General features: G+C 68.1%; 18 protein-coding genes. 7 read left to right on the top strand and 11 right to left on the bottom strand.

What is annotated here, in order from left to right:
• Positions 1 to 83 precede the first annotated feature (83 nt).
• The 4 genes from AC1DK9_RS13390 to AC1DK9_RS13375 form a co-directional block, all read right to left on the bottom strand.
• Positions 84 to 1856: an acetyl/propionyl/methylcrotonyl-CoA carboxylase subunit alpha gene (locus AC1DK9_RS13390; RefSeq protein WP_476916208.1), complete on the bottom strand. Its 1773-nt coding sequence runs from the start codon at positions 1854 to 1856 to the stop codon at positions 84 to 86.
• Positions 1856 to 3568 (bottom strand): 5-oxoprolinase subunit B/C family protein, encoded by a 1713-nt coding sequence (locus tag AC1DK9_RS13385; protein WP_476916207.1) that lies wholly within the window; start codon positions 3566 to 3568, stop codon positions 1856 to 1858. Before AC1DK9_RS13385 ends, AC1DK9_RS13390 begins: the two co-directional genes overlap by 1 nt.
• A 41-nt stretch (positions 3569 to 3609) precedes the next feature.
• Positions 3610 to 4959, bottom strand: coding sequence for an MFS transporter (locus tag AC1DK9_RS13380; protein WP_476916206.1), 1350 nt, complete (start codon positions 4957 to 4959; stop codon positions 3610 to 3612).
• A gap of 106 nt (positions 4960 to 5065) precedes the next feature.
• Complete coding sequence (locus tag AC1DK9_RS13375) at positions 5066 to 5824, bottom strand: LamB/YcsF family protein (protein ID WP_476916242.1); 759 nt, start codon at positions 5822 to 5824, stop codon at positions 5066 to 5068.
• A 121-nt stretch (positions 5825 to 5945) separates the two neighbouring features.
• On the opposite strand from AC1DK9_RS13375, the gene AC1DK9_RS13370 reads away from it, so the two are divergent.
• On the top strand, positions 5946 to 6629 hold the full coding sequence (locus AC1DK9_RS13370; RefSeq protein WP_476916205.1) for a GntR family transcriptional regulator: 684 nt from the start codon (positions 5946 to 5948) through the stop codon (positions 6627 to 6629).
• 23 nt (positions 6630 to 6652) lie between these two features.
• Here the strand turns inward: AC1DK9_RS13370 and AC1DK9_RS13365 are convergent, their stop codons facing one another.
• Complete coding sequence (locus tag AC1DK9_RS13365; protein ID WP_476861382.1) at positions 6653 to 7174, bottom strand: hypothetical protein; 522 nt, start codon at positions 7172 to 7174, stop codon at positions 6653 to 6655.
• Positions 7175 to 7304: 130 nt separating this feature from the next.
• Between AC1DK9_RS13365 and AC1DK9_RS13360 the strand changes: the two genes are divergently transcribed.
• Entirely contained in the window at positions 7305 to 7640 is a 336-nt protein-coding gene (locus tag AC1DK9_RS13360) for a hypothetical protein (protein ID WP_476861383.1), read from the top strand.
• Between the two features lie 22 nt (positions 7641 to 7662).
• Here AC1DK9_RS13360 and AC1DK9_RS13355 read toward each other — a convergent pair whose 3' ends face one another.
• On the bottom strand, positions 7663 to 8400 hold the full coding sequence (locus tag AC1DK9_RS13355; protein WP_476916204.1) for a LysR family substrate-binding domain-containing protein: 738 nt from the start codon (positions 8398 to 8400) through the stop codon (positions 7663 to 7665).
• A 78-nt stretch (positions 8401 to 8478) separates the two neighbouring features.
• Here AC1DK9_RS13355 and AC1DK9_RS13350 point away from each other — a divergent pair, with 78 nt between their 5' ends.
• Positions 8479 to 8883 carry a DUF5997 family protein gene (locus tag AC1DK9_RS13350; RefSeq protein ID WP_476861385.1) on the top strand — a complete coding sequence of 135 codons (405 nt, stop codon included), beginning with the start codon at positions 8479 to 8481 and terminating at the stop codon, positions 8881 to 8883.
• Positions 8884 to 8989: 106 nt separating this feature from the next.
• On the opposite strand, the gene AC1DK9_RS13345 is transcribed toward AC1DK9_RS13350, so the two are convergent.
• Positions 8990 to 9367 (bottom strand): VOC family protein, encoded by a 378-nt coding sequence (locus AC1DK9_RS13345; protein ID WP_476861386.1) that lies wholly within the window; start codon positions 9365 to 9367, stop codon positions 8990 to 8992.
• A 147-nt stretch (positions 9368 to 9514) separates the two neighbouring features.
• On the opposite strand from AC1DK9_RS13345, the gene AC1DK9_RS13340 reads away from it, so the two are divergent.
• Both AC1DK9_RS13340 and AC1DK9_RS13335 read left to right on the top strand, forming a co-directional pair.
• A complete protein-coding gene (locus AC1DK9_RS13340; protein ID WP_476916203.1) occupies positions 9515 to 10144 on the top strand; it encodes a hypothetical protein in 630 nt (209 codons plus the stop codon).
• Positions 10141 to 10779, top strand: a complete 639-nt coding sequence (locus AC1DK9_RS13335; RefSeq protein ID WP_476916202.1) for an NADPH-dependent F420 reductase — start codon at positions 10141 to 10143, stop codon at positions 10777 to 10779. Before AC1DK9_RS13340 ends, AC1DK9_RS13335 begins: the two co-directional genes overlap by 4 nt.
• 55 nt (positions 10780 to 10834) lie before the next feature.
• On the opposite strand, the gene AC1DK9_RS13330 is transcribed toward AC1DK9_RS13335, so the two are convergent.
• The 4 genes from AC1DK9_RS13330 to AC1DK9_RS13315 all read right to left on the bottom strand — a co-directional run bounded on the left by AC1DK9_RS13330 (position 10835) and on the right by AC1DK9_RS13315 (position 15366).
• Positions 10835 to 11317 (bottom strand): pyridoxamine 5'-phosphate oxidase family protein, encoded by a 483-nt coding sequence (locus tag AC1DK9_RS13330; protein WP_476861389.1) that lies wholly within the window; start codon positions 11315 to 11317, stop codon positions 10835 to 10837.
• A 142-nt stretch (positions 11318 to 11459) separates the two neighbouring features.
• Entirely contained in the window at positions 11460 to 12986 is a 1527-nt protein-coding gene (locus AC1DK9_RS13325) for an APC family permease (RefSeq protein WP_476861390.1), read from the bottom strand.
• Positions 12983 to 13897, bottom strand: coding sequence for a universal stress protein (locus AC1DK9_RS13320; RefSeq protein ID WP_476861391.1), 915 nt, complete (start codon positions 13895 to 13897; stop codon positions 12983 to 12985). The genes AC1DK9_RS13325 and AC1DK9_RS13320 overlap by 4 nt, the downstream gene beginning before the upstream one ends.
• 68 nt (positions 13898 to 13965) lie before the next feature.
• On the bottom strand, positions 13966 to 15366 hold the full coding sequence (locus AC1DK9_RS13315; protein WP_476916201.1) for a flavin monoamine oxidase family protein: 1401 nt from the start codon (positions 15364 to 15366) through the stop codon (positions 13966 to 13968).
• Positions 15367 to 15535: 169 nt separating this feature from the next.
• Between AC1DK9_RS13315 and AC1DK9_RS13310 the strand changes: the two genes are divergently transcribed.
• Complete coding sequence (locus tag AC1DK9_RS13310) at positions 15536 to 16225, top strand: TetR/AcrR family transcriptional regulator (RefSeq protein WP_476861393.1); 690 nt, start codon at positions 15536 to 15538, stop codon at positions 16223 to 16225.
• 75 nt (positions 16226 to 16300) lie between these two features.
• Positions 16301 to 17296 carry a zinc-binding metallopeptidase family protein gene (locus AC1DK9_RS13305; RefSeq protein WP_476861394.1) on the top strand — a complete coding sequence of 332 codons (996 nt, stop codon included), beginning with the start codon at positions 16301 to 16303 and terminating at the stop codon, positions 17294 to 17296.
• Positions 17297 to 17338 lie beyond the last annotated feature (42 nt).

Genomic DNA, 17338 nt, shown 5'->3' with positions numbered 1-17338 from the left:
CGCCTCCATTCTCCGTACGGGGTTGATACCGCCGATTATGTTCCGGGGAGTGGCGACGCGGTAGGGCCGGATTGCCCGCCGGGTTATCCGATCAGCGCCAGCACGGCTCCGGCCGCGACCACGCCGCCGGCCGCCGTGCGAACGTCCGAGAGTGTTCCGTCCCGGTGTGCGGAGACCTGGGTTTCCATCTTCATCGCTTCCAGCACGACGACGGGTTCCCCGGCGGCCACCTCGGCCCCGGGCTCGACCAGCCACTTCACCACGGTTCCGGCCATGTCCGCCCGCAGCTCCCCCGGGTCAGCAGCCGCCGAGGCGCCGCCGTCGGACGCGTCGGTCGAACCCGCCAGGGAGGCCCCGGCGGGAAGTCCGCCGCCGGAGCGCGCCCAGCCGTCCAGCAGGTCCGCCGGCAGTCCGACGGCGAGCCGCTTGCCGTCGACCTCAACCGTGATGGTGCGGCGTTCGCCGTCGGGCGCCGTGGTGCTGTATCCGGGCTCGGCGGCGATGGAGACCGTGTCCGCGAAGTCGGTTTCGATCCAGCGGGTGTGGATTCCCAGCCCGTCCTCCGAGGTGAAATCCGGGGACTCCAGGACGGCCCGGTGGAACGGAACCACGGTGGCTACCCCGGTGATGCTTAGTTCCGCGAGGGCGCGGCGGGCACGACGCAGGGCCTGCTGCCGGTCCGCGCCTGTGACGATCAGCTTGGCCAGCAACGAGTCGAACTGCGGCGGGACGAAGGAGCCTGAGCGGACCCCGGAATCGAGCCGGATTCCGGGCCCGGTGGGGCCGGAGAACTGGGCCACGGTGCCGGGTGAGGGAAGGAAGCCGCGGCCCACGTCCTCGGCGTTGAGCCGGAATTCGAAGGAGTGGCCGCGCGGCGTTGGATCCTCGGTGAAGCGCAGCGGCTCGCCCGCGGCGATGCGGAACTGCTCCTGGACCAGGTCGATTCCGGTGGTTTCCTCGGTGATGGGGTGCTCCACCTGCAGACGGGTGTTGACCTCCAGGAAGGCGACCGTGCCGTCGGCCGCGACGAGGAATTCCACCGTGCCGGCGCCGGAGTAACCCGCCTCCCGGCAGACGGCCTTGGACCCCCGGTAGATCTGCTGCTTCTGTTCGACCGTGAGGAAGGGTGCGGGGGCTTCCTCGACGAGCTTCTGGTGCCGGCGCTGCAGCGAGCAGTCGCGGGTGCCGACGACGACGACGTTCCCGTGGGTGTCGGCGAGGACCTGTGCCTCGACGTGGCGTGGCCGGTCCAGGTAACGCTCAACGAAGCATTCGCCGCGGCCGAAAGCGACGACCGCCTCGCGGACGGCGGAGTCGAAGGCCTCTTCGATTTCGTCGAGGGCGCGGACCACCTTCATGCCGCGGCCGCCGCCGCCGAAGGCCGCCTTGATCGCGATCGGCAGGCCGTGCAGCTCGGCGAAGGCCCGGGCCTCCGCCGCGGACCCGACCGGGCCGTCGCTGCCGGCCACGAGCGGCGCGCCGGCCTGGACGGCCGTTTCGCGGGCGGTGATCTTGTTGCCCAGCAGTCGGATCGCGTCCGGCGCGGGCCCGATCCAGGTCAGTCCGGCGTCGCGGACCGCCTGGGCGAAGTCGGCATTCTCGGACAGGAAGCCGTAGCCGGGGTGGACCGCATCGGCGCCGGATTCTGCCGCGGCGGCGAGCAGCTTGGGGATGTTCAGGTAGGTGTCCGCGGGCGAATTGCCGCCCAGTGCGTAGGCCTCGTCTGCCGCGGAGACATGCACAGCGTCGGCGTCGATGTCGGCGTAGACGGCGACAGACGCCAGGCCGGCGTCGTCGCAGGCCCGGGCGATCCGGACGGCGATTTCGCCGCGGTTGGCGATCAGGACCTTGCGCATCAGTTACTCACTTCTCGTTCGGCTGCGGGGGTAGAGGCGGGGGTGTGCTCGGGGGTGGCGGATGCCGTGGTTACGCCGGGTTCGGCCCAGCGGAAACGGATGCTGCCGCCGATCGGGACCTGCGCGGCGAGGTCCAGTTGGGAGTCGACGACGACGGCGATCACGGGATAGCCGCCCGTGATCGGATGGTCGGCCAGAAACAGGACGGGCAGGCCTTCGGGCGGGACCTGCAGGGCGCCCGCGACGGTCCCTTCGCTGGCCAGCTCCCCCTCGCGGGTGCGCTGCAGCGGTGTTCCGTCCAGCCGCATGCCTACGCGGTTGGATTGGGGTTTCACCTGCCACTCCTGGCCGGTGAGGGAGTCCAGGGCGGCCTGGTCGAACCAGTCCGCGCGCGGGCCGGGCACGACGTCGAGCACGGTAACGGCGGTTCCGGGGAAGTCGGGCTGCAGTTCCGGGTTCCCGACCACGCCGGACTCGGCCTCCCCGCCGGCGGCGAGGAGCTGACCGGCGGCGAGTGGGGCGGGGCCGATGCCGGACATCGTGTCGGTGGACCGGCTGCCGAGGACCGGGGCGGTGCCCATCCCGCCGCGCACCGCGAGGTAGCTGCGGAAGCCGCTTTCCGGGGCGCCAATGCTCAGCGTCTCGCCGTCGAGCAGGGCGAAGGGCGTGGCCATCGGCACGGTGCGGTGAAGCGGTTCTGCCTCGGGGCCGGCCGGGGTGGTGATGGCCAGTTCCGACGGCGCCCCGGCGACGGCCAGGACCTGGTCGCCGACGGCCTGGACCGTCAGGCCGACTGGGAGGCCGCCGGCTACGGTCTCGATCGCCACTGTCTCAATACCGGCTGCGCCGGGTGCGTTGCCGACGAGGCGGTTGGCGCGGCGCAGCGAGGCACGGTCGACGGCGCCGGAGGCAGAAACGCCGAGGCCGGAGTGGCCGTGGCGTCCGAGGTCCTGGATCAGGCTCTGCAGTCCGGGCGAGACGATCCGGAGACCGGAGGCCACCTCCGCCGAAGGGGCTTCTGGGCGATCCTCGGGCTGCGGTTCCGGGGCGAGCGTGACCGCTTCCCGGACTGCACGGAACTGGATCCGGTGGCCAGGTGCGGCCAGCGCAGGCTGCTCGCGGTCCAGGTCCCACATCCGGGCGTCGGTGTGGCCGATTAGCTGCCAGCCCCCCGGCGAACGGCGCGGGTAGACGGCGGAGTAGCTTCCGGCCAAGGCCACTGCCCCGGCGGGCACGGCGGTGCGGGGAGAACTCCGGCGCGGGACGTTCAGTGCCTCGTTCTCGCCGACGAGGTAGCCGAATCCCGGGGCGAACCCGGCGAAGGCCACGGTCCACTGCTGGCTGCTGTGGGCGGTGATCACGCCCTCGATGCCGAGGCCGGTCAGCTCCGCGACCTCGGCGAGGTCCTCGCCGTCGTAGACGGTATCGATGAGGACCAGGCCGCCGTCGCGCTGCACCGGGGCGGTGAGGTCGAGCTGCAGCAGCTGCGCGGCGATCCGGCGGGCGGCGTTCGGCGAGTCGGCCGTGACCATGACAGTCTCGGCGGCTGCGAGCACGTCCAGCTGCCCGGCCAAGGGGTGCTCGAGGAGCAGCGCCTGCAGGGCCAAGACGGCCTGGGTGCCGGTCAGTTCGGCGAGCACCGCGCGGGTTCCCACTGCCCGCACCGCGCGCACTTTGTGGCCGGCCACCTGCTGCTTTGCCACCGATTCCATTACTGCCTCCATGATTGCCGCCGTATCCGGGTCCGCGCCGGCTAGGCGCGGGCTTCCTGCAGCAGGCGTTCTTCCTCGCTGGTCTGCGGGTTCTTGCCGATCGCCAGGCCCACCACGGTCACCACGGCGGAGACCGCGAGGTAGCCGGCGATCAGGAACCAGTTGCCGGTGGCGGCGAAGAGTGCCGTGAAGACCAGCGGTGCAACGGCGCCGCCGATCACACCGGCCAGGGTGTAGGCCAGCGAGCTGCCGGCGTAGCGCAGCCGGGCGGGGAACTGCTCGGTGATGTAGGCCGCCTGCGGGCCGTACATGAAGGCGTGGAAGGCCAGGCCGATCACGACGCCGATGGTCAGCATCAGCACCGACTTGCCCTGGATCATCAGGAAGAACAGCGGGATGTACACGGCCGTGCCGACGGCGGCGATGCCGTAGACGAGCCGGCGGTTGAAGCGGTCCGTCAGCGCGCCGGCGGCCGGGATCAGGGCCAGCTGGAACGCCGAGCCGATCAGGATGGCGCCGAGGACGTTGCCGGTGGTCATGCCCAGCTGCTTGGTGGCGTAGAGGGCCACGAAGACGGTGAACAGGGAGTACAGCACGTCAGGGCAGATGCGGGAGAGGGCCGCGGCCACCAGTGCGCGGGGTTCCTTGGTGAAGACTTCCTTGATGGGTGCCTTGGGGGCCTCGCCGTGGGCCTGGATGGCCTTGAAGACGGGGGTTTCCTCCAGCTTGAGCCGGATCAGCAGACCGAAGACCACCAGCAGGGCGGAGGACAGGAAGGCCACGCGCCAGCCCCAGGACAGGAACGCCTCGTTGCTCAGGGTTGCCGCGAGGAGCGCCAGGACGCCGTTGGCCATCAGGTTGCCGGCCGGCGGGCCGATCTGCGCGGCCGAGGACCAGAAGCCGCGCTTGCGGGCGTCGCCGAATTCACTGGAGAGCAGGACGGCCCCGCCCCATTCGCCGCCGACGCCGATGCCCTGCGCGAGGCGCAGCAGCACCAGGATCGCGGGAGCGGCGACGCCGATCGCGGAGTAGTCAGGCAGCACACCGATGAGCACGGTGGCAACGCCGATCAGCATCAGCGTGACGACCAGTACGTGCTTGCGGCCGATCTTGTCGCCGAGCCGGCCGAAGATGACGCCGCCGATGGGGCGGGCCAAGTAGCCGACGGCGAAGGTGGAAAAGGACAGCAGCAGGCCAACCAGCTCGTCGCCCACCGGGAAGAAGATTTTGGGGAAGATCAGCGCCGACGCCACGGAGTAAATAGCGAAATCGTAGTACTCCAGCGAGGTGCCGGTGAGGCTCGCGATGTAGGCCTTGAGGGCGCCCGGCGGCAGGTTCCTTTTGCCGGTCCTCTTGCCGGTGGCCGGGGCGGCCTGGTGCGGTGCGGTCATGATGTTCCTCCAGATGCGGGTGCTGCCTGTGCTGGGTGGGTTGTTGAGGTTGCGCCGGGTTGATGCGGGTTGGGACGCGGCGCGGGCGAAGCTCTTGGTGGTGTGCCTAGACGAAGGAGGCGGTGCCGATTCCGGCGGCGCTGAGCGCCTCGCGGACGGCGGCCGCCATGGCCACGGCTCCCGGGGAATCGCCATGGACGCAGATGCTTTCGGCGCGGATTTTAAGGATGGAACCGTCCACGGTGCGGACGGCAGAGTCGGTGGCCATCCGGAGGACGTGTTCGGTGACCTCGGCCTGGTTGTGCAGCACTGCCCCGGGGAGCGTGCGGGAAACCAGCGTGCCGTCCCGGTTGTAGGCGCGGTCAGCGAAGGCCTCGGTGACCGCGCGGAGCCCGGCCGCCTCGGCCAAGCGGAGCACTTCCGAGCCCGGCAGGCCCAGGATGGGGAGGTTGGGATCCACGGATTTAACGGCGTCGACGACTGCTTTCGCCTGGGCGGTGTGCGCGACGATCGCGTTGTACAGGCCGCCATGGGGCTTGACGTACCTGACCGTCCCGCCCTCCGCGGCGGCGAGTGCCTGGAGTGCGCCGATCTGGTAGACAACATCGTCCGCCAGTTCGATCGGGTCGATGTCGAGGAATCGTCGGCCGAAACCGGCCAGGTCGCGGTAGCCGACGTGGGCGCCGATCATGACGCCTGCCGCGACCGCCTCGCGGCAGGTCCTTCGGATCACGCTGGGGTCTCCGGCATGGAATCCGCATGCGACGTTGGCGCTCGAGACCGACTGGAACATCGCGGTGTCGTCGCCCAGGCTCCAGCGCCCGTAGGACTCACCGACGTCGCTGTTCAGGTCGATGGTGTTCAAGCCGGTGTTTGCCATTGTGATCCTCGTCTCAGTTCTTGCTCTCTACAAGGATGCACCATCCTGTTGGATTGTTCAACAATCTGACAATTCTTTCTGGGGACAATCGTGTAGATTCGGCACTATGACGACTTCCGAGGCCAGCGCCGGCGCCCTCGCGGCCGCACGACTGCGCATCGCCGTCCCCTCCGTGGCGGACCGGGTGGCGGCCGAACTACGCCAGCAGCTCGCCGACGGAGTGCTGCTGCCCGGCACCCGGCTGACCGAATCGGTTATCGCCGAGGAGCTGGGCGTCTCGCGCAACACGGTGCGTGAGGCCTTTGCCGAACTGGCGGCCGAGCGCCTGGTGGTCCGCCATCCCAACCGCGGCGTCTTCGTGGCCAGCCTCGGCCCCGGTGACATCCACGATGTGTACACCGTGCGGCGCGCCATCGAGGTGGCCGCCCTGCGCGGCGGGGGCGCCCCGGAGCGGGTGGCCGCCGTACGCGCCGCGGTCGAGGAAGGCAAAGCGGCGGCGGCCGCCGACGACGAGGAAGCCCTCGGCACCGCCAACCAGCACTTCCACCGCGCGATCGTGGCGCTGGCCGGCAGCCGCCGCCTGGACACGGCCATGTCGCAGATCCTCGCCGAGATGCGGCTGTTCTTCCACAAGGCCACCGTGGATGCGCACTTCTACCGCAGCTACCTCGACGACAATGAGCAGATCTGCGCCGCGCTGGAAGCCGGCGAACCGGACCGCGCCGCGGACCTATTGCTCGCCTATCTGGACCGCTCGGAGCAGAAGCAGGCCGCCGTCCACGGGGAGTAGGCCCGTTCCGGGTCGGGCGGGACTCAGAGGCACTCGTCCACGATCTTGCCGGTGACGCCTCCGATGATGGTGCCCAGTCCTGCCCCGGCAGGTCCGCCGAGGATGCCGCCGATCGCGGCTCCCGCCCCGGCCAGTGTCTCCTGCCAGTTTCCGCCGGATTTTTTGTAGACGACGCCGGTGCTGCCACCGCCCTCCGAGGCGTCCACAGCCACGTAAGAGCCAGCCGAGGCTGAGGCGAAGGCCAGTGCCACCGGGCTGGCTCCCGGATCCAGGAGCAATTTGTCGTAGGCCTTCCGGACTTCGTGGTAGGCCGCGGACGCCTCCTTCTTCCCGGAGCTGGCGGCAAATCCTTCCTCGCAGATCCGGCCCAGGACCGGAACCTCCGCGTCGGTAATGAACCCCATCTCCTGGAGCCTGGCCAGGATGATCTTGCTTGCCTTCAGCCGGTCTCCCTTGGCCTCCCGCATGATGCGTGCGGACTCCCTTGAGACCGCGCTTTGCAGGTCTCCTACACCGACCCCCAGCACCTGCTTTTTGTCCGACATTGTGCCCACCTCCATGAACTGTCCGTCCTGCAAGTGCGCACAGATTACGCCCGGCCCGGGTGCACCGGAAGACCCTGCGGATTGCCGGACCGGGCCCAGCCGGGCGGAGCATTCTTGCTAGGCTGGCGGGATGAATCGACGCCTCGCCGCCCTGTCCGCCGCATCACTCATGATCATGCTTTCCGGCTGCGGCCAGGTGCAGCAGGCGGCCGATAAAGCCGTCAGCGACGGCGCCTCCCAGGTGGCCAGCGCGGCCGGCAACGAGATCAAGAAGCAGGCCTGTTCCCTCGTGGCGGACGGCCTGGTCAGCGTCCAGGACAAGAAGGCCCTGGCCGGCCTGGTGTCCGGCGCCCAGAGCGCCGGGGTGCCGGCGGAGATCACCACGCCGCTGAAGCAGATCGCGGACTCGGGCGACAAGGTGCCGGCGGATTCGGTCAAGGCCCTGCAGGACGCCTGCGCCAAGTAGCCCGCAGGATCTGGTTGGGCGGCTAGCGCTTTCCCTTTTTCCGGGACCCCTTGCCGCGGCCCTTGTCCGGGTTCGGCGCGTAGCGCTGTGCCACCTTGGGCTTCTTGACCGCGGGTCCGCGCCGGTCCGGCTTCGGCTCGCGCTTGGGTTTCTCCTGCTGGGCCGAAGGCTGCCGGGAGCTGGCAGCGGTACGGCCGCGCACGATTCCGATGAATTCCTCGATCACCGCATCGGTTGAATCGCTGGGCCACGCCAGGGCGATCTCGGTCGTGGGCGCGCCGGTCAACTTCCGGGCCACCGTGTCCTTGACGTTCCAGTGCCGGGCCACGGACATCGGCAGGACGACCAGCCCGGCACCGGACGCAACCACCTGCAGCGCCTGCTCGGCCCCGCCCAGCGCGGCGACATCGAGGAAGGTCTCGGCGGACAGGTCCGCCAACGCCACCTCTTCGAACACGGAGATCTCGTGGCCCTTCGGCGCCACCACCACGGGCTGTTCCTCATAGAGCGGGATGACGCTCAGGCTCTCGCGCTCCACCGGGAGCCGGACGAAGCTCAGATCCGCCGAGCCGTCGCGAAGGACGGCGAGCTGGGCGCCGTCGTCGGACATGAAGGAGTGCAGCGGAACGTCGGGCATCCGCTCTTCCCAGCGCCGGATCCATTTACCGGGGGTGACACCGGCAACGTACGCGAACCGCAGTTCCCGGGGTGCGGGCGGCTGTTCGTCGTTGGGCTGGGCTGTTTCTTCTTCTGCGGGCACACGTTCACAGTACCGTCAGTGCCGCCGGGCGGTGCTGTTTTGGTGCCCTGCGGGCTGGCCGCCAGATACCCTTGAAGCATGACCTCTGCGAACTCCCAGTCCATGAAGCCGGCCACCGTCGCCAAGAAGCTTGGCATCTACCTGCCCGCGACGCCGCAGGAGTTCCAGGATTCGGTTATCACCCGGGCCGATTTCGCCGAGCTTCAGGCCAATCCGCCGGAGTGGCTCGCCGAGCTTCGCCGCAACGGCCCGCACCCGCGCCCCGTTGTCGCGCAGAAGCTCAACGTCTCCATCAGCGGCCTGGCCCGCGGCGGCGTCGAAGAGGCACTGACGACGGCGGAAATCACCGCGCTGCTGCAGGCTCCCCCGGCCTGGCTGGTCGCCGAGCGCGCCACCCACGCCGCGGTCCGTGCCGAGGCCCAGCGGGTCAAGGACGAGGCTGCCAAGAAGGACGCCAAGAAGGCCCGCGCCAAGGCCGAGTAGTCTCCGCTCCCTTCCCCGCAGCCCGTTTCGACGGTTCCGTGCCCACTCGACGCTACGGACCATCGATCCGGCAGGGAACCATCGAAACGGCGCTGGCCCGCGGCGCTCAGTCCTGGTGCAGCTGGACGTAGTTGCCGCAGCCGTCGTCGAGCACCGCGCTCGTACCCCAGGGACTGTCTGACGGTTCGGCCTGGAAGATCACGCCCTTGGCCGTGAGACGCTCGTACTCCGCCCGGACGTCCGGGACGCCGAACACGATGGCGGGCATCCCGGCGTCGTGAACCGCGTTCATGTAGGAGGCACCGATCGGGTTGTCGCTGGGCTCCAGCAACAACCCCGCGGACTCCCCGCCGCCCGGATCCTTAATGATGTAGAGGTTCTGCTCGGGCATCGCCATGAGTGTCTCAAAGCCCAGGGTTCCGGTGTAGAACTCGTGGGCGGCGGCCGGATCCTTGACGTGGATACTGCACATTTTCAGTCGCATGGGCCCTAGGCTACGCCGCCACGGACCCGGCTGGGAACCAGCCCTTGCCCGGCCGCGCACCGCCCATTGACGGCCTGACCCGGATGGATTCCAATGGAATCAACGGAACTGCGCCCGCCCGGGACGGGTTCCGTGGGGAGGTGCGCCATGCCGTCACTATTTGAGTCAGCTCCGCTGGGGGCCTGGCAACTCCTGTCCTTGGCCCTCCTCGTCGCGCTTGTCGTTGCCGGCACGGTTTACCTTGCCCGGAAGCACGCGGCGTCCGAGGGCGGGCTGCCGGACGCCGTGTTCTGGGACGGTTTCGCCGGGTTCGCGATCGTGGGCCCGGCTGTTCTTCTGCCCTCGCTGGTCTCCCCCGTCGCCGGGTTGATGCTCGCAGCCCTCGCAGTCACGACGGCTGCCGCCAGCTACCGCTGGACGCCCAGGCTGTTCCGCTGGCAGGAGGCCAGGCGTACGCTCCGGGCCGCAGCAATCGCGGATGCGGCAGCATCCGAGCGGCACCGCGCGGCCCTCGCCCGGTGGCAGCGCTATGAATTGGATCCCGCGTTCTGCATCGATTTCCCGGCAATGAGCGATCCCGCCCGGCCGGAAACGGCGGCCATGATCAAGGCCATGAGGGCCGCCGAGGAACTGCGCGGTGGATCGTTCCGGGCCGGAACGGACGCCGGCAGGACAAACGGCGGCTACAGCAACGCCGTCGACCGGCTCGAACAAGCACTGGCAGAGGCAGAGCGCGCCGCCGGCGCGCTGGACGTTTCCAACGAAGGGGCACGATGACTGACATCACGATTATCGGCAGCGGCAACATGGCCCGTGCGATCGGCTTACGGGCGGTTGCGGCCGGGCGGTCCATCCAGATTCTCGACCGGAGTCCGGACAACGCCGCCAAACTCGCGGCGGAGCTTGGCGTCAACACGACCTCCGGCGGCCTTGGCGATGTTCCGGAGGGGGACATTGTGGTTCTGGCCCTGTACTTCGAGCCGGCCAAGGAAGTGGCCATGCACTACGGCGACACGCTGAGCGGTAAGACCGTGATCGAGATCAGCAACCCGGTCAACATGCAGACCGGCGACTCGCTGGAGGTCGAGCCCGGCACATCCGCGGCGGAAGAGGTGGCCCGACTTCTTCCCGGGGCCCGGGTGGTGAAAGCGTTTAACACGACGTTCGCCGGTCCCTTGGCGGAAGGCTCCGCGAAAGGCACGCAGCTGGACGTGTTCATCGCCTCGGACTCGGAGCCGGCCCGGAACGAGGTGGCGGCGTTCGTTGCCGCGGCGGGACTCCGGCCCCTCCAGGTCGGGGCGTTGCGACACGCCCGCGAACTGGAGGGGATGCAGTTGCTGGTGATCGGCCTGCAAATGAATCCGGCGTACGAGACTTTCAACTGGGGGACGGCGCTGAAGATCCTCGACTGAGCGGCGCCAACCGACTGAGCACGCCAACCGATTGAGCAGCGCCAACCGCGCCGGCCTAGAGTTCGACCGTGCCGCTTTCGCCGACGCTCATCCGGCTGTTGGTGACCTTGGATTTCACCCACTGCAGCACGGTCGCCGCCGTACCGCCCGGGCTGGTCCAGTACTCGGCCGAATCGGAGTCCACGCGCAGCAGGACAACCTCCGGGGTTTCCGGACCGTCCGGGAACCATGCTTCGACGGCCTGGTTCCACCGGTCGCGGATTTCCTGGCGGTCCGTGACCACGTTGGCCGTGCCCGCCACGGACACCCACTCGGTCCCCTTGCCGAAGGACACGTTGACGGCGGGGTTGGCCGTGATGTGCGCTACCTGGGAGGTGCCTTCGGAGGTGAAGAACCACATGTCGCCGTCGTCCTGGACGTCCTGGACGGCCAGCGGGCGGCTGACCAGGGCACCCTGCTCGTTGATGGTGGTGAACATCCCGATCCGCGAATCGTTAATGATGTCCGTCACCTTTTTGATGTCCTGTGCGTCCGACATGCGCTCACCTCGTCCTTGATCCAACGGAGGAAGGTCCTCCTTCCGCCAGCCTATTGATAAGTGTGCTTACTTTTCAAGGCACACTCGGGGCTGGCGGAAGAAGGACCTTCGGACATCCGGATTGGGGGTCGCGTCCGCCAAATCAGTTGCCGCGGGTCAGGACCTGTCCCTTGAAGAACTCGGGGCGGAGTTTGGCCATGACCAGCATGAGCACTACACCGAGCAGGATGACGCCCATGCCCAGGATGAAGACCAGGCCCAGGCCGCCGATCGACGAGCCGGAACCGTACTCCGGATCCATCGAGTCGTAGGCGGTCTTGACGAACATCACCAGCAGGATGACGCCGCCCAGCAGCGGGGCGAGGAACTTGAAGAAGAACGAGTGCGCTCCCCTGAAGGCCTCGGCGCGGAAGAACCAGACGCAGGCCAGGGCCGTGATGCCGTAGTAGAAGCAGATCATCATGCCGAGGGCCGTGATGGTGTCCCACAGCGCGTTCTCGGAGAGGGTCCGGGTGACGACGTAGAACACGGCGGCGGCCACGGCCGAGGCGATGGTGGCGTAGCTCGGGGACTTATAGCTGGGGCTGATCTTGCCGAACTTGTGCGGCAGCGCCTTGTAGTGGCCCATCGACAGGAGGGTCCGGGCCGGGGAAACGAAGGTGGACTGCAGCGATGCGGCCGAGCTGCTCAGGATGGCCAGCGACATCAGGATCGCGAACGGGCCCATGACGGGTCCGGCAAGGACGGCGAAGATGCTGCCCTGGTTGTCCGGGTTACCCGCGCCGAGGCCTTCGGTGCCGATGCCGGCGAACGCCAGCGTGGCGAGGGCGACCGTCATGTAGATGATCACGATGACGAGGACCGTCACGGTGGCCGCGCGGCCCGGGGTCTTCTCCGGGTTCTTGGTCTCCTCGTTCATGGTCAGCGTGACGTCCCAGCCCCAGTAGATGAAGATGGACAGCGAGACGCCGGCGGCGAAGGCGGAGAAGGATTCGACGGCGAAGGGGTTGAACCAGTCCGGCGCGATGGCGGTGGCGTCGAAGGCCGTGCCGTTGGCCACGTGGCTGAAGGCGGCGACCGCGAACCAGCCCAGCACCAGCAGCTGGAACGCGACCAGGACGTACTGGACGGTCTTGGTGGTTTCCATGCCGCGGTACGAAATCCAGCAGGCCAGGGCGATGAAGACCAGCGTCGTGGCGATGTTGAGCGGCAGGTTGGTGGTCAGGTCCGCCAGATCCGGGTTGCCGAAGAGCTGGGCCAGCATGAGGTAGAAGAAGTCCACGGCGACGGCGGCGAGGTTGGACAGCACGATGATGGTCGCCGCGATAAGCCCCCAGCCACCCATCCAGCCGAGCCACGGGCCGAAAGCCCGCGATGCCCAGGTGAACGAGGTGCCGGCGTCGGGCATCGCGTTGTTCAGCTCGCGGTACCCGAAGGCCACCAGCAGCATCGGGATGAAGCCGACCAGGAAGATCGCCGGCAGGTGGACGCCGACCTCGGAAACCGTCGGGCCCAGGGCGGCGGTCAGGGTGTAGGCCGGGGCGATGCAGGAGACGCCGATGACGACGGCGCCGATCAGCCCCACCGATCCGGCCTTCAGGCCCTTCTCGCTCAGGCCATGGTCCTGGGTGTGTGTTGCGGCCTTGGCGGTCGCGTGTTCGGTGCTCATGCTTGTGCCTCTCGGGAGGTGTCATTCGACGTTGAATGGGTCAGGTGCTTGAGTTCGTAGTCGCTGGGGACCACGATCATCGGCACCGGCAGGGCGCGCAGGATGCGGTTGGCGGTGCTGCCCAGGAAGATGGAGCGGCTCCGGGCGAGGCGGCTTGAGCCGATCAGCAGCACCTCGCCGTCTTCCCAGTCCAGCCGGTCCACGGCCTCTTCGACGCTGCGGCCCTGGGCGACGACGACGTCGGCCTTAGCGGCCGGCGCGGCGCCGGAAGCATCGGCCGGCAGGGCTGCCGCAAGATGCTTCTGCGCGTAGTCGCGGGCGGCATCGGCCGCCACGTCCGAGTCGCCAGCATCCAGGGTTAGCAGCGATACGACGCGCAACGGAACCTCCCGGTTCACTGCCATCGAGACCGCGAAATCCAAGAGTTCCTCGGCACCGGCACGGTTCCCCAGCCCGCAGCTGACGCGGGTCAGCGCCTCCCGGCGGTGGTAGCCGTGCGGAGCCAGCGCCACCGGAACGGTCGCTGCGTGCAGCAGGGCGCTGGCCACGGAGCCGACGGTGAAGCGCTTGAAGAGTCCGTTGCTGGTGGCCCCGATGATGAGCATGTCCGCCTGGAATTCCTCGCAGGCCTCGATCAGGGTCTGCGCGTCTGATTCCCCGCTGCGGACATGGGCCTTGGCGGGGACGTCCGCCGGGATGAGGGCGAGGGCTTCGTCGAGCCATTCCGCCGCCTGCTGGTGCAGGTAATTGTCGTAACCCGCGGCGGGCGCGTGGGCCGCGTTGAACGGTCCGGCGTCCGGGATGGCCACCACCAGGTCCAGGCTCGCTCCACGGCCGCGGGCCAGGGAGACAGCCAGATTGACGGCATCACGGCCTCTGGCATTGGCGGAATACCCCACTACGTAACGCATCTGGCCGACCTCTCTGTTTTATTCGTTAGGGATCTGGGACAAGGGTTGTTGCTTCGGGCTTCGCCGGACTAGCGGGCGGCCGGTGCGCGGTCGGCAGCGGCCGCGATCCGGGCCGCGATCCGGCGTCCCATCCGCACTGCGCCGTCCACGTGCTGGTACCCCTCGGCCGCGAGGTCGGAGGAAGCCCAGTAGATCGGGCCCACCGGGGCGTGCTGGTCTTTTCCGTACCGGTGCAGGCCGCCCAGGTCGTAGCTAGCGGCGTACGCGCCGCGGGTCCATTCTTCGGAGCCCCAGTCGGACTCGTAGTAGACCTCCGGTTCAAGGGCTTTCTCACCCAGGAAGCCGGCAATCGACTCGAGGATGGCGCGGCGGCGTTCCTCGGCGCTGAGTTCGAACATGGCGTCCGCTTTTTCGTCCGAGACAAAGCCCACCAGGGTGCCGCGGGGGTCTTCGTGGTTGGTGTTGTCGTAGACCTCCTGGACCAGCGCGTCGGCACCGAAGCAGGTGCCGGACAGACCGTCTTCGCGCCAGAACGGCGTGCTGTAGACGGCGTGCACCTTGATGACCAGGCCGAGGGACTGGTGCTGGTGCATCTGGTGCTGGCGGCGCGGCAGCGGCGGGTTGTAGGAGACCCGGGAGTAGAGGTTCGGCGGCACGGCCATGACCACGAAGCGGGCGTTCACGGTGGCGCGGTCCGAGATCACGGAGACCCGCTGGCCCGCCGTGTTGGCCCCGTCGGCGTCGCCCTCCCAGTTAATCGTGCGCACCGGGCTGGAGAGGACGACGTCGTCGCCCAGTTCCGCAGCCTGCAGCAGCGAGACCTGCTGCATGCCGCCGACGACGCGCTTGTCCAGGATGAAATCCTCATCGGTGAGGTTGGTGAAGGAACCAGCCGACGCCGCCATCAGGACTGCCTGCAGGGCGGAGAAGGCGTGGGCCGGCTTGGTCAGCATGCCGCCGGCAATGAACAAGCCGATGTTGTTGCAGGCTTCCTCGTCGGCGGAGTTCTGGCGCAGCCAGTGGTGGAAGGAAATGGTGTCCAATTCACGGGCCTTGGGGTGGGCCCAGGGCTCGCTGGCGCCGATTTCCGCGGCAAGCGAGTCCAGCAGTGCGGTCAGTTTGTCCATTTCGGCAGCGGTGGCGTCGCTGACCGGGAAGGTGTCACCGGAGTAAAGGGTGCGCTTGCCGTCGGCGCCGATGTAGACACACTGGCCGTCACGGTAGCGCTCGTACGTCTTCAGTCCGAGCTCATCGAGGAGCTCCAGGAGCGCTGTCTGGTCCGGGGAGACCCACTGGCCGCCGATCTCCAGCATTGCGCCGTCAATGGTGTCCGTCCAGGTCCGGCCGCCCACCCGGTCGCGGGCTTCGAGCACGGCGACGCTCAGTCCGGCCTTCTGCAGCCCGCGGGCTGCGGTCAGGCCGGCGGGGCCGGCTCCAACGATGACGACGTCGCGGTCAAGTTCCAGCATGATGTCCTCTCTGTGGCCGCGGAGTGATGCGAACCACTAAATGAATGCCATTCATTTAGGACGACTATAGCGGTAACGTTGCAAAGAGGGAAGACCCCGGCGCAAGATCGCATCCGGTGGAATAATCCGGTGGAATAGTCCAGAGGACAGCCCAGTAGAAAGGCCCGGAATGCCGGCAGCCAAAAGCGTCACCGCGGATCCGCACCGACCCGATGCCAAGCCGCGCCGCAGGGTCGGCAGGCCTCCTTCTGCTGTCCTCGACCAGGACGGGATCACCGCGGCGGGCCTGCGATTGGTGCGCAAGAGCGGTTATGACGGCTTCACCATGGCGGCTCTGGCCCGCTCGCTGAACGTGGCGCCGTCGGCCTTGTACAACCATGTCTCCTCGAAACGCGAGGTGCTGGTCCTCATCCAGGACCACCTCACGTCCTTTGTGGACGTGTCGGCTTTCGAGACCGAACCGTGGGAACAAGCGGTGCGGGACTGGGCCTGGAGCTACCGTGACGTCTTCTCGCGGCACACGCCGCTGATCCCGGTGATCGCGGTGCTCCCGGTGGCCGATGCACCGAAGACCCTCGCCATGTATGAGGCGGTGAGCGCGGGGTTCAGCCGGGCAGGCTTCCCGCAGGAGCGCATCATCTCCGCCATCGTGGCCCTGGAATCGTTCATCTTCGGCTCGGCCTACGACGTGACGGCTCCGGCGGACATCTTCGATTCCGGCAGCCTGGCGGCCGCGACGCCGAACTTCTCCGCCGCCGTCGCCAGCCTCGGAGAGCAGGGCTACGCGAACCAGGCCGATGTCGCCTTCGGCCTCGGCCTTGAGGCGCTGATCGCGGGCTTCGGGGCTCTGCGCGGTTAAACCGGCGGTTAAACCGGCGGCGCGGAACCGGCCGGGCGGACCGGGGGCAGCCCGACTGGTCGGTAGGATCGGGAAGTGAAAAAACAGTCCTGCGGTGTGTGCGGTTCAGCCGTCTATTTCGAAAATTCGGCCTGCTTGCACTGCGGAACGCAGCTGGCCTATCTGCGCACGTCGCGGGCCGTGGTTGCGACAGACAAGCACGGACAGTACACGGACCCGTCGGGAGCCATCTGGCGCCGCTGTGCGAATGCAGCCCTTTCCGGGTGCAATTGGCTTGGGCCCCAGAGCGGCAGCCAATGCTTCAGTTGTGAGCTCACGCGCACCCGCCCCAATGACAGCGATGCCAAGGGCCTGTCGCAGTTCCTCGCGGCGGAGCAGGCCAAACGCCGCCTCGTTGCCGAACTGGACGAGCTTGGGCTGCCAATCACCACGCGCGCCGAAGACCCCGACGGCGGCCTGGCCTTCGACCTTTTGTCGAGCGTCAACGAAAAAGTGATGATCGGACACGCTGGCGGCGTCATCACCATCAACCTGGCCGAAAGCGACGACGCCTACCGTGAGAGGATGCGGGCCCAGCTGGACGAGCCCTACCGCACGATGCTCGGCCACTTCCGGCACGAGGTGGGGCACTACTTTGAGACGGTGCTCGTCTTCGGCGACGCCGGGCGGACGCGCGAGGCCCGCGGTCTCTTTGGCGACGACACCAAGGACTACCAGGCGGAAATTGACCGGCATTACAGCGAAGGCGCTCCGGAGAACTGGAACGATCGGTTCATCTCCGAGTACGCAACCATGCACCCTTATGAGGACTTTGCCGAGTCATTCGCCCATTACCTGCACATCTGGGACACCCTCGACACGGCGCGGGAATTTGGCCTGCTCCCCGCCGCGAACCGGGAACCCTCTTTCCGAGCCCTGGTGGAAACCGAATGGCTCCCGCTCTCGATCGCCCTGAACCAGGTCAACCGCAGCATGGGCAAAGACGACCTCTACCCCTTCGTCCTCTCCGATGCCGTGATCGAGAAGCTCGAATTCGTCCACGCTCTGCGCATGTCGGCAGCGGCCAACTGAGAAAGGAGCTCGGCCGGAAGAGCTCGGCGGCGGGCAACAAAA

The sequence above is a fragment of the Arthrobacter sp. 01T414 genome, assembly GCF_056398965.1.
The sequence above is the reverse complement of the archived record's forward strand: the minus strand, read 5'-3'. Positions and strand labels throughout refer to the sequence as shown.

Bases quoted from the DNA above. Each gene is read 5' to 3' on its own strand.
- AC1DK9_RS13310 (WP_476861393.1), top strand. From the start codon at position 15,536: ATGCCGGCAGCCAAAAGCGTCACCGCGGATCCGCACCGACCCGATGCC.
- AC1DK9_RS13385 (WP_476916207.1), bottom strand. From the start codon at position 3,568: ATGGAATCGGTGGCAAAGCAGCAGGTGGCCGGCCACAAAGTGCGCGCG.
- AC1DK9_RS13370 (WP_476916205.1), top strand. From the start codon at position 5,946: ATGACGACTTCCGAGGCCAGCGCCGGCGCCCTCGCGGCCGCACGACTG.
- AC1DK9_RS13330 (WP_476861389.1), bottom strand. From the start codon at position 11,317: ATGTCGGACGCACAGGACATCAAAAAGGTGACGGACATCATTAACGAT.
- AC1DK9_RS13350 (WP_476861385.1), top strand. From the start codon at position 8,479: ATGACCTCTGCGAACTCCCAGTCCATGAAGCCGGCCACCGTCGCCAAG.
- AC1DK9_RS13320 (WP_476861391.1), bottom strand. From the start codon at position 13,897: ATGCGTTACGTAGTGGGGTATTCCGCCAATGCCAGAGGCCGTGATGCC.
- AC1DK9_RS13325 (WP_476861390.1), bottom strand. From the start codon at position 12,986: ATGAGCACCGAACACGCGACCGCCAAGGCCGCAACACACACCCAGGAC.
- AC1DK9_RS13365 (WP_476861382.1), bottom strand. From the start codon at position 7,174: ATGTCGGACAAAAAGCAGGTGCTGGGGGTCGGTGTAGGAGACCTGCAA.
- AC1DK9_RS13345 (WP_476861386.1), bottom strand. From the start codon at position 9,367: ATGCGACTGAAAATGTGCAGTATCCACGTCAAGGATCCGGCCGCCGCC.
- AC1DK9_RS13390 (WP_476916208.1), bottom strand. From the start codon at position 1,856: ATGCGCAAGGTCCTGATCGCCAACCGCGGCGAAATCGCCGTCCGGATC.
- AC1DK9_RS13315 (WP_476916201.1), bottom strand. From the start codon at position 15,366: ATGCTGGAACTTGACCGCGACGTCGTCATCGTTGGAGCCGGCCCCGCC.
- AC1DK9_RS13380 (WP_476916206.1), bottom strand. From the start codon at position 4,959: ATGACCGCACCGCACCAGGCCGCCCCGGCCACCGGCAAGAGGACCGGC.
- AC1DK9_RS13360 (WP_476861383.1), top strand. From the start codon at position 7,305: ATGAATCGACGCCTCGCCGCCCTGTCCGCCGCATCACTCATGATCATG.
- AC1DK9_RS13335 (WP_476916202.1), top strand. From the start codon at position 10,141: ATGACTGACATCACGATTATCGGCAGCGGCAACATGGCCCGTGCGATC.
- AC1DK9_RS13340 (WP_476916203.1), top strand. From the start codon at position 9,515: ATGCCGTCACTATTTGAGTCAGCTCCGCTGGGGGCCTGGCAACTCCTG.